The organism is uncultured Veillonella sp. (assembly GCF_905209685.1).
GTDB lineage: Bacteria > Bacillota > Negativicutes > Veillonellales > Veillonellaceae > Veillonella.
Genome location: NZ_CAJLUB010000060.1, coordinates 1 through 10,250 on the forward strand (window position 1 = coordinate 1; position 10,250 = coordinate 10,250).

General features: G+C 41.2%; 8 protein-coding genes and 1 pseudogene. 6 read left to right on the top strand and 3 right to left on the bottom strand.

All coding sequences use genetic code 11. The features are described from left to right. From QZ055_RS05665 to QZ055_RS05675, 3 genes are all read right to left on the bottom strand, one after another. A partial coding sequence (locus QZ055_RS05665; protein ID WP_295825223.1) for an aldehyde dehydrogenase occupies positions 1–1,207 on the bottom strand: 1,207 nt, incomplete at its 3' end. 70 nt (positions 1,208–1,277) lie between these two features. Next, positions 1,278–2,090, bottom strand: a complete 813-nt coding sequence (locus QZ055_RS05670) for a hypothetical protein (RefSeq protein ID WP_295825225.1) — start codon at positions 2,088–2,090, stop codon at positions 1,278–1,280. A 20-nt stretch (positions 2,091–2,110) separates the two neighbouring features. After that, entirely contained in the window at positions 2,111–2,674 is a 564-nt protein-coding gene (locus tag QZ055_RS05675; protein ID WP_295825227.1) for a ketopantoate reductase family protein, read from the bottom strand. Between QZ055_RS05675 and QZ055_RS05680 the strand changes: the two are divergent. The 6 genes and pseudogenes from QZ055_RS05680 to gatA all read left to right on the top strand — a co-directional run. Beyond that, positions 2,658–2,975, top strand: a pseudogene (locus QZ055_RS05680) (efflux RND transporter permease subunit); the annotation flags it as partial. The gene QZ055_RS05675 and the pseudogene QZ055_RS05680 sit on opposite strands and share 17 nt — an antisense overlap. A 155-nt stretch (positions 2,976–3,130) precedes the next feature. Beyond that, positions 3,131–4,072 (top strand): manganese-dependent inorganic pyrophosphatase, encoded by a 942-nt coding sequence (locus QZ055_RS05685; RefSeq protein WP_295825230.1) that lies wholly within the window; start codon positions 3,131–3,133, stop codon positions 4,070–4,072. A 104-nt stretch (positions 4,073–4,176) separates the two neighbouring features. Beyond that, positions 4,177–6,366, top strand: coding sequence for a DNA helicase PcrA (gene pcrA / locus QZ055_RS05690; RefSeq protein ID WP_295825231.1), 2,190 nt, complete (start codon positions 4,177–4,179; stop codon positions 6,364–6,366). Positions 6,367–6,392: 26 nt separating this feature from the next. Then, a complete protein-coding gene (gene ligA / locus QZ055_RS05695) occupies positions 6,393–8,396 on the top strand; it encodes an NAD-dependent DNA ligase LigA (protein ID WP_295825233.1) in 2,004 nt (667 codons plus the stop codon). A 75-nt stretch (positions 8,397–8,471) separates the two neighbouring features. Continuing rightward, positions 8,472–8,762, top strand: a complete 291-nt coding sequence (gatC, locus tag QZ055_RS05700) for an Asp-tRNA(Asn)/Glu-tRNA(Gln) amidotransferase subunit GatC (protein ID WP_004696952.1) — start codon at positions 8,472–8,474, stop codon at positions 8,760–8,762. Positions 8,763–8,773: 11 nt separating this feature from the next. Then, entirely contained in the window at positions 8,774–10,234 is a 1,461-nt protein-coding gene (gatA, locus tag QZ055_RS05705; protein ID WP_295825236.1) for an Asp-tRNA(Asn)/Glu-tRNA(Gln) amidotransferase subunit GatA, read from the top strand. The last annotated feature ends 16 nt before the right edge of the window (positions 10,235–10,250 follow it).

The following is a 10,250-nucleotide window of genomic DNA, read 5'->3' on the forward strand; positions in this document are numbered from 1 at the left end:
CCATATTACTAGTAGCTAAATGAATCACAACATCATTGATACAGCCACCACCAAAACCACAATTTGTCATCACACGATCGGCATTAGCCTTGCTCTCCGTAAACATATATAAGGCGAGCGGATGCTCTCTGTGATTGATCTGACTGATCACCGCATCCAGTGAATGAAACGTCATCACCGGCAGAATCGGTCCGAATATTTCTTCCTGCATCACAGCATCTTCAAATGTCACATGATCCATGATTGTCGGTGCAATCTGAAGAAGTGCACTGTCACACACGCCGCCTGCGACAACCTTCGTCGGATCGATCAGTCCAAGCAGACGTCTGAAATGCTTCTCATTGACAATGCGGCCGTAATTGGCATTCGCCAGCGGATCGTCTCCAAACTGCTTCCAGATCTGTTTCTTCATCTCGTCAACAAGTGCATCTTTAACAGAAGCCGCGCAGTACACATAATCCGGTGCCACACAGGTCTGCCCGCAGTTCAGATATTTACCAAAGACAATGCGTCTGGCCGCCAGCTTTATATTGGCTGTCTCGTCAACAATACACGGGCTTTTTCCTCCGAGTTCCAATGTCACCGGTGTCAGATGCTTTGCCGCATGTGCCATCACTTCTTTACCTACTGCCTGACTGCCTGTAAAAAAGATATAATCAAACTTTTCCTTTAACAGCCACTGATTCTCTTTACGTCCGCCGTTCACAACCGCAACGTATTTTTGTGGCAGACATTCCGATATGATTTTCTCCATGATCTCACTCGTAAAAGGTGAGTAGGCGCTCGGCTTGACGATTGCTGTATTGCCTGCTGCCAGCGCGTCCACAAGCGGCTCCATCGTCAGAAGAAACGGATAATTCCACGGACTCATGATCAATGTCACCCCATATGGCGACGGCTTTCTAAAGCTTCTTGACGCGAACTGGGCCAGCGGTGTCCGCACAGTCTGATCCTTGCCAAACTGCCGCATATGTTTGAGCATATAGCTGATCTCTGCCAGCACCATGCCGGTTTCACACATATACGCTTCAGATGCGCTTTTGCCGAGATCCAGCCTGAGTGCCCGGTTAATCTCATCCTCATGTGCCACAATGCTGATCTGCAGCCGTCTCAGAGCCATCTCACGAAACGCCATATGCTGCGTTTTTCCTGTGTAAAAGAACCTGCGTTGTCTATTGACCAGTGTTCTGATTTTTCTCTGCTCCATCCCCAATTCCCCCTTACGCACCTTCTGTTTCTATAAAAACACGGTCAGCGCATGTATATTTCTTTCTTTTTTACTGAATCTGACGGATTGCATCCTCTGTCAAATCCTGAAACGGAATGTTTTCTTCATTGCCGACATTCTCACTGACCCATTGATCAAAAGCATCCCTGTCGAGCGGCTCACCGGTTTCACTGCCATCCGGTGCCTCCAGGTAATACACAATGCCATCACCGTCTTTGTCTGCATCATCCGGGAAGGCTTCCCCGTTATAATTGACATCGGATAAAGATTTATCCCAGGCATCGACAAAGTACTCGGCCCGGTAGCTGTCATTGGCCGCATCATAAGTATAAAACGTATACGGCCAGAACTCGCCGGCATAGCCCTGATTATGCGAAATACCGGCTCCGATGGTCGCATTGTCATAAAATGTCAGCATCGGAAACTGTGAGAGTTCCTCATACAATTCACCGCTTGCTTCATCGTAATCATAAATTTTCGCTATCATTGACGCCATGCTTGTTGCCGTATAGCAGAAAACAAGCTCTTCTCTGTCGTCATGATCAACATCGTAAACAGCAAATTTGTTGCCTGACATCTCACCACTGATGTCATCTCTCAATTCTGATCCGTCCGGCAGAATATGATTCTGATAAATATTTTCCAATGCTGCCTGATACGCTTTAATTCTTGCTGCCCGGTCTTCCTGCACCGTTTTTTCTGTCTCGGTCGCTTCAGCTGTCTCCACCTGAGAGGCTGCAACCGTTTCTGTCGTTGTTGCCGGTGCTGTGCTTTCCACGCTCTCCTTCTGACCTGCACCACAGCCTGCCAGACTGACTATTACTGATGCTGCCATCAGTCCTGTAATTACTCTCTTTTTCATTTCTCTATTTCCTCCCCGGGTTATTGATAATCAAACCTGCCATCATTTTTTTCTTCAAGTGCCTTAATAATATCCAGCGCCAACGCATTGTATGGTGTTGGAATGTTCAACTCTTTTCCAAGTCGAAGGAGCACTCCCGAAAACATATCCACTTCTGTATGCCGCTTTGCATCCAGATCCTGAAGTGTTGAGAAACGGGCCTTCGGTGAAACCGTCCGGCTGTCAAAACTCGCCGCCTTTTCCTCCCGGATATCGATGCCGACGGCCAGTGCCACTGCTACTACCTCTTCCTTTAATTTCGTACTGATATCCATCACATACGCACTGTCTCTGTAACCGCCCAGACCGCATCCGATAATGGCCTGCGGCAGATTCATACTGATATTCAGGGCATATTTCGCCCATATTTTTTTGAGGATATCTTCTGAAATATGGAATCGCACACCTGAATCATTGAAAAGATTCTCTATTGCCGCAACACGCCACGACAGGCTGCCGTCAGCCTCCCCAAAATAAACCCCCTCTGTCACCTCCGAATTAAAACGGACGCAATGACCGGTGCGCTCGGATGCGATTTTGATCATCGAATATGCGAAGATTCGTGTTGACGAGCGCGGTATGAACGTAGTTGATGCTGCTATCGAAGCTGCAAAAATTCGTTTGCGTCCAATCTTGATGACATCCTTTGCGTTTATCCTTGGTGTATTGCCATTGGCAGTATCTTCTGGTGCTGGTTCTGGTGCTCGTACATCCATGGGTATTACTGTAGTAGCAGGGATGACAACAGCAACATTGTTTGGTATCTTTATCATTCCAATGCTGTTCATCATCATTGAAACACTTGGACCTGGTTTGTTTACAAACCGCAAAAAAAATCACGACTAATCATTTACATTAGATAATTTTGTAGAATGACAAAAACACGTCACTACTTAGTAGTGGCGTGTTTTTTTATATAATTTATGATATAATAATATAGTTAAAAATCGGATTGACGTAAGTCGATATTAAGTATGAAATTTATATAAAAGAGGTATATTATGAGTGATGTAAAAACATATGTAGCAGGTCATAAAAGCCCTGATACAGATTCTATTTGTTCTGCTATTTCCTTTGCTAATTTCTTAACACAAATGGGTACACCAGCTACTCCAGTATGTGCAGGTGAAGGAAATAAAGAAACAACATATGTATTGAATCATTTTGGTTTTGAACACCCTCAAATCGTTAAGAATTGGGAAGAATTCGCTCCAGAAGGCGGCAACTTGTACTTAACTGACCATAACGAATCTAAACAAATCATTGATGGTTACAAATCCATGAATATGTGTGGCGTTGTGGATCATCACCGCATCGGTGACTTTGAAACTGATGGTCCTGTATTTATGCGTTTAGAACCAGTAGGTTGCTCCAATACAATCATTACTAAATTGTACATGGAAAATAATCAAAAAATTCCTAAAGCTATTGCAGGCTTGATGTTATCCGCTATCATTTCTGATACTGTTTTATTCCGTTCTCCAACATGTACTGAAACAGATAAAGAAATGGCTCATAAATTGGCAGAAATCGCTGGTGTAGATATCGAGTCCTATGGCCTTGATATGTTAAAAGCTGGTGCAGATATTTCTGATTTGACTAACGACGATATCGTTCGTACAGACATGAAAGAATTCTCCGAAGCAGGTAAAACGATTTCCATCGGTCAAATTTCTGTTATGGATACAACAGATGTATTGGCTAAACAAGCTGAACTTGTAGCTGCATTAGAGGCTCTTCGCAGTGCTAATAACTATAATGCTTCTTACATCATGGTTACAAATATTCTTGATGAAAGCACTACATTGTTATTCAGTGGTGATGTGGAAGCTGTAGTAACAAAAGCATTCGAAAAAGAAGTTAAAGACAATGGCGTATTCTTGCCAAATACTATGTCTCGTAAAAAACAAATCGTACCACCGATTCTTGGTGCTATGAAATAGTATAGTAGTATACAAAGGGAAAAGAACGTTGCTTGCAACGTTCTTCTTCTCTATTTATATGATTATGAAATTATAGTATATGTAAGGGCGATAGGGGTGTTCCGATGAATTCATTATTAACAGGTTTAAATAAAGAGCAACAACAAGCCGTTCAACATACGGAAGGCCCTTTATTAATTTTAGCTGGTGCAGGATCTGGTAAAACAAAGGTATTAACCGTTCGTATTGCACATTTATTGGCTCAAGGTGTTAATCCTTATGAAATCTTGGCTATTACATTCACCAATAAAGCGGCAAAAGAAATGAAAAGTCGTGTGGAAGGTCTTGTTGGTGATGTGGCTAATCGTATTTGGCTCAGTACATTCCATAGTTTTTGTGCGAAATTCTTGCGTTTTGAGCTAGATAATTTTTTAGGCTATAACAGTAACTTTACAATCTACGATACATCTGACTCGCAAGCTGTTATTAAGGCTGCTTTGAAAGCATTAAACTTAGACGATAAATACTATCCTGTAGGTGCTATGATAGCAGCTATTTCAGATGCAAAGAATAAATTACTCTTTGCTTCTGATTTTAGAAAGCAAGCGAGAGACTTTTACCAGCAAAAGGTTGCCGATGTCTACGAGTATTACGAACGTGAATTGCGTAAGAATAATGCTCTAGATTTTGATGATCTATTATTGGTGGCCGTAAAATTATTACAGTCTAATGAGGCTGTGTTAGATAAATATAGCAAGCGTTTCCGTTACGTTATGATTGACGAGTATCAAGATACGAACCATGCTCAATATTTATTGGCTAAATTATTAGCCTCTCATTGGAAAAACATCGCCGTAGTAGGTGATGCTGACCAAAGTATTTACGCTTGGCGTGGTGCAGATATTCAAAATATCTTAGACTTTGAAAAGGATTATCCGAACTGTACATCTATTAAGTTGGAACAAAACTACCGTTCTACAAAGATTATTCTTGATGCAGCCAATGCAGTGATTGAAAATAACGAAGGTCGTCCAAAGAAAAACTTATGGACAGATAAGACTGAAGGCGCTAAAATCCAGCATTTTATGGCACAGTCTGAACATGAAGAAGCAGCTTTCATTGGCGATACTATTGCTAAAAAGCACGACATTCATGGTGTTCCTTATGGAGATATGGCCATTTTGTACCGTACAAATGCTCAATCTCGTGTACTTGAAGAAGCACTGATTAAACGAGCTTTGCCATATACAATGGTGGGGGGCACAAAGTTCTACGATCGTAAAGAAATTAAAGACGTACTAGCATACTTGCGCGTACTATATAACCCTTTTGATGATTTGAGTTTGTTACGTATCATCAATGTACCTAAGCGTAGTATTGGTGCTACTACTGTAGCTAAACTACAAGACTATGCTCGTGCAAACGGCACATCCTTGTTCATGACATTAACACAATTGCATCTAGTAGATACGATTAAGGGTAAAACAAAGGAAAAGTTAGAAGAGTTTGGCATTCTTATCTTTACTCTTGTAGCTGAAATGGAAGATAAAACGGTACTCGATATTTTAGAGGCTATTCTAGATAGAACTGGTTACTTGGCTCAGTTGGAAGAAAGTACAGATCCACAAGATCAGGCTCGTGCTGAGAATATCGGTGAACTTTTATCTGTAGCTAAAGACTTCCAAGATACTAATCCAACGGGGACTGTTGAGGATTTCTTAGAGCAAGTAGCCCTCGTTAATGATGTTGACTCCTTCGAGCAAGAAGAGTCTAAAGTGACCTTAATGACATTACATGCTGCGAAAGGTTTGGAGTTCCCAATCGTATTCTTAGGAGGCTTGGAGGAAGGTTTATTCCCACATAGCCGCACCTTGATGAACCCTGAGGAAATCGAAGAGGAACGTCGTCTTGCCTATGTAGGTATTACTCGTGCTGAAAAGGAATTATATATTTCTAATGCTACTACGCGTACCGTATTTGGACGTACTAGTAGTTATTTGCCATCTCGCTTTATTGATGAAATTCCTGAAGAATTAGTAGATGGTTTACGTGCTAAACGAAAAGTTCCTGATGATATTAAGCGCCATGTACCACAACATATGAGTGTTACTAGCCGCCCTGTCACAAAACCAATTGTTCGCAATGAGGTGATTGCAGACTGGAAAGTTGGCGATACAGCTATTCATAGTAAGTGGGGCAATGGGAAAGTAATCAATGTTGCTGGCGAAGGGGCTGGCATGAAGCTAACTATTGAGTTTCCAACCCAAGGTGTACGTGTGGTAATGGCTAAATTTGCACCTGTTAAAAAGGGTTAATTGTTTTCTGTATAAAAGGATAGAAGATGAATCCGAAAGATAGAATTAAAGAGTTACAACAAGAGCTAACTCATGCGCAGTATTTGTACTACGTAAAAGATGCTCCGACAATGAGCGACTTTGAATATGATAAAAAATATCGAGAGCTTGTTGATTTAGAAACAGCTCATCCTGAATATATTGTGCCATCTTCCCCAACACAACGGGTGGGTATGAAGGTGGAAGGATCCTTTGAAAAGGTCGTTCATGGTCGCCCTATGTTGAGTTTATCTAATGTATTTAGTGCTGATGAAGTACGTGCATTTGCTAGTCGCGTAGAAAAGGAATTGGGTCATAAGCCTTCTGCTTATGTAGTAGAGCTTAAAATCGATGGCTTAGCTGTCAATTTGCATTATGAAAATGGCATGTTTGTACGTGCTGTAACACGTGGTGATGGTCGCGTTGGCGAAGATGTTACAGCCAATGTGCGGACTATTAAATCCATTCCTTTATACCTCGAAAATGCACCTGAATTTATCGAGGTTCGCGGTGAAGCCTATATGCCTCATAGCGAATTTAAACGCATTAATGAAGAACGTGATGAAGAGGGCTTACCAACCTTTGTAAATCCTCGTAATGCAGCAGCTGGTTCTTTACGTCAACAAGATCCAGCTATTACGGCTAGTCGTAATTTAGCATTCTTTGCCTATGCAATCGGCTCTGAAGTGGGGGCTAATATTCATAGCCAAGAGGAATTACTAAAAAGCTTAGAAACATTTAAGTTTTCTGTAAATCCACATTATCGCGTATGTAAAACAATTGACGAGGTAATCGAGGCTATTAATTATTGGGGTGAAAAGCGTCATGAGTTGCCTTACGACACAGACGGTATGGTAATTAAGGTTAATAGTTTTGATGATCAAGAGGTACTTGGCAGTACTGCTAAGGACCCTAAATGGGCAACAGCGTACAAATATCCTCCAGAAGAGGTGGAAACCGTTCTTAAGGATATTACTATCAATGTAGGGCGTACAGGTGTTCTTACGCCAACAGGCGAGTTGGAATCCGTATTTGTATCCGGTACGAATGTGAGCCGCGTTACACTACATAATCAAGATTTTATCAATGAAAAGGATATTCGCATTGGTGACCACGTTATCATTCATAAGGCGGCTGAGATTATTCCAGAAGTTATTCGTGTAGTTCCAGAAAAACGTACTGGTTCTGAGGTACCTTTCACCATTCCAAATCGCTGCCCAGTATGTGACTCACCGGCAGTTCGTCGTGAAGGTGAAGCCGCTGTTCGTTGTACTAATAAACACTGTCCTGCCATTGAAAAAGAACAAATTATCCATTTTGCATCTCGCGATGCTATGAACATAGATGGCCTTGGTCCTAGCATTATAGAAAACTTGATCAATAACAAGTTAATTACTAATGTGGTTGATTTATATCATTTAACAGTAGATCAATTAGTTACTATGGACCGAATGGGTAAAAAATCTGCAGAGAATTTGGTGAAAGCCATTGCAGACTCTAAAACTCGTGGATTAGATCGTGTATTATATGGCCTTGGCATCCGTCTCATTGGCTCTAAAGCAGCTGGTACAATTGCTAATGTTGTGCAATCAATGGAACGGTTCATGACAATTACTAAAGAAGAATTAGTGGCGGTAGAAGAAATCGGTCCTACTATGGCTGATAGTATCGTTGAATACCGTCAAGACCCTGCTCATGTTGCCATTATTGAAGGCTTAATACAAGCAGGTCTTAAAATGACTGTAGATGTTGTAGAAGCTACAGGTAATCAAATGGACGGCGAAATTGTTGTTCTTACAGGTAAGCTTGAGGTTATGGGCCGTAGTGAAGCTGGTAAAATCCTTGAAGCTCATGGGGCAAAGGTTACAGGTTCTGTATCTAAGAAAACAACCCTTGTTATCGCTGGTGAAGATAGTGGTAGCAAGCTTACTAAAGCAAATGAATTGGGTATACGAGTTATGAACGAAGAAGAGTTTGTAGAACTCTTACGCGAACTCGGTGAAATCCAATAGATATACATTCTTACAATGTTTTGAAAATATATATTATTTGCTTTATAATAAGTAATTATGAAAGGATGTGTTCCGATGAAAATCAGCCAAGAGGAAATTAAAAAGATCGCCTTACTTTCACGATTGGAAGTTAAGGAAGAACATATGGCACATGTAGAAAAAGAGTTGTCCGACATCTTGACTTATGTTGCTGAACTAGATGCATTAGAACTTGATGGTGTGGAGCCTATGGCTCATGCAGTACCATTGCACAATGTATTTAGAGAGGATGAAACAAAACCATCCTTAGATCATGATTTAGCTTTGTCCAATGCTCCAGAAGCAGAGGATGGGTACTTTAAAGTACCTCGCGTTGTACAAGAATAGGAGGTTTCGCTGTGGCAACAATTCATGAATTACACAAGAAACTAGTGAATAAAGAAATCAGCGCCGTTGAATTGACGAATGCTGTTATTGCACATAAAGCGAAAGTGGAACCGACTGTACATGCGTACTTATCCGATTCTCATGATCGTGCTTTAGCTACAGCTAAGCTTGTAGATGAAGCAATTGCTAAAGGTGAAGCTATTTCTCCATTGGCAGGTATCCCTGGTGCAATTAAAGATAATATTTGTATTAAAGATGAACCTGCAACATGTGCATCTAAAATGTTAGAGAACTTTGTACCTCCATACAATGCGTCTGTTATTGAACGTTTACAAGATAATCAATTTGTAAGTCTTGGTAAACTTAACATGGACGAATTTGCTATGGGTGGTTCCACAGAGAACTCTGCATTAGCAAAAACGACTAACCCTTGGAATGCAGATTGCGTACCAGGTGGTTCTTCTGGTGGTAGTGCTGCAGCTGTATCTAGTGGCTCTGCAATTTGGGCTCTTGGCTCTGATACTGGTGGTTCTATTCGTCAACCAGCGTCCTTCTGTGGCGTTGTAGGTTTAAAACCAACATACGGTAATGTATCTCGTTATGGTTTAATCGCCTTTGCATCCTCTTTGGACCAAATTGGACCTATTACTCGTGATGTAACAGATGCTGCTTTAGTATTAAATGCAATCTCTGGTCATGATGCGAAAGACTCCACATCCATTCCAGGTGCTCGTGTAGACTACACTACAGCTCTTGTAAATGATGTAAAAAATCTTAAAATCGGTGTGCCAAAAGAATTCTTTGGCGAAGGTCTCAATATCGAAGTTCGTAAAGCTATGGAAGAGGCTATCGAAACATATAAAAAATTAGGTGCTGAAATCGTTGAGGTTTCCTTGCCTAACTCTAAATATGCGTTGTCTGCATACTATATCATCGCATTGGCAGAAGCTAGTTCCAACTTGGCTCGTTATGACGGTGTAAGCTATGGAATGCGCGTATCTGCAGATAATCTTGTAGATATGTCTACTAAAACTCGTACAGAAGGTTTTGGCCCTGAAGTACAACGCCGTATTTTGTTAGGTACTTATGTATTGAGTGCTGGTTATTATGATGCTTATTATTTGAAAGCATTAAAAGTACGCCGCCTCATTAAAAATGAATTTGATGAAGCATTCTCCAAAGTGGATTTGATTTTAACACCAACTGCACCTAATACATCTTATAAATTTGGTGAAAAAGCAAATGATCCATTGGCAATGTACTTAGAAGATATCTGTACAGTACCAGCAAACCTTGCAGGTATTCCAGGTATTAGCATTCCAGCAGGTATGAGTAGTAGCAATTTGCCAATCGGCTTACAATTGCTCGGTCCTGCTATGGGTGAAGAAACATTGTTACGTGCCGCTTTCACATTTGAACAAGCACGTCCAGACTGTCAATTAGTAGCACCAACTGGGGAGGTTTCTCTATGAGTAGTAAATACGAAAC

Coding starts and splice junctions, on each gene's coding strand:
- gatC (WP_004696952.1), top strand. CDS start 8,472: ATGAAAATCAGCCAAGAGGAAATTAAAAAGATCGCCTTACTTTCACGA.
- QZ055_RS05670 (WP_295825225.1), bottom strand. CDS start 2,090: ATGAAAAAGAGAGTAATTACAGGACTGATGGCAGCATCAGTAATAGTC.
- QZ055_RS05685 (WP_295825230.1), top strand. CDS start 3,131: ATGAGTGATGTAAAAACATATGTAGCAGGTCATAAAAGCCCTGATACA.
- pcrA (WP_295825231.1), top strand. CDS start 4,177: ATGAATTCATTATTAACAGGTTTAAATAAAGAGCAACAACAAGCCGTT.
- ligA (WP_295825233.1), top strand. CDS start 6,393: ATGAATCCGAAAGATAGAATTAAAGAGTTACAACAAGAGCTAACTCAT.
- QZ055_RS05675 (WP_295825227.1), bottom strand. CDS start 2,674: ATGATCAAAATCGCATCCGAGCGCACCGGTCATTGCGTCCGTTTTAAT.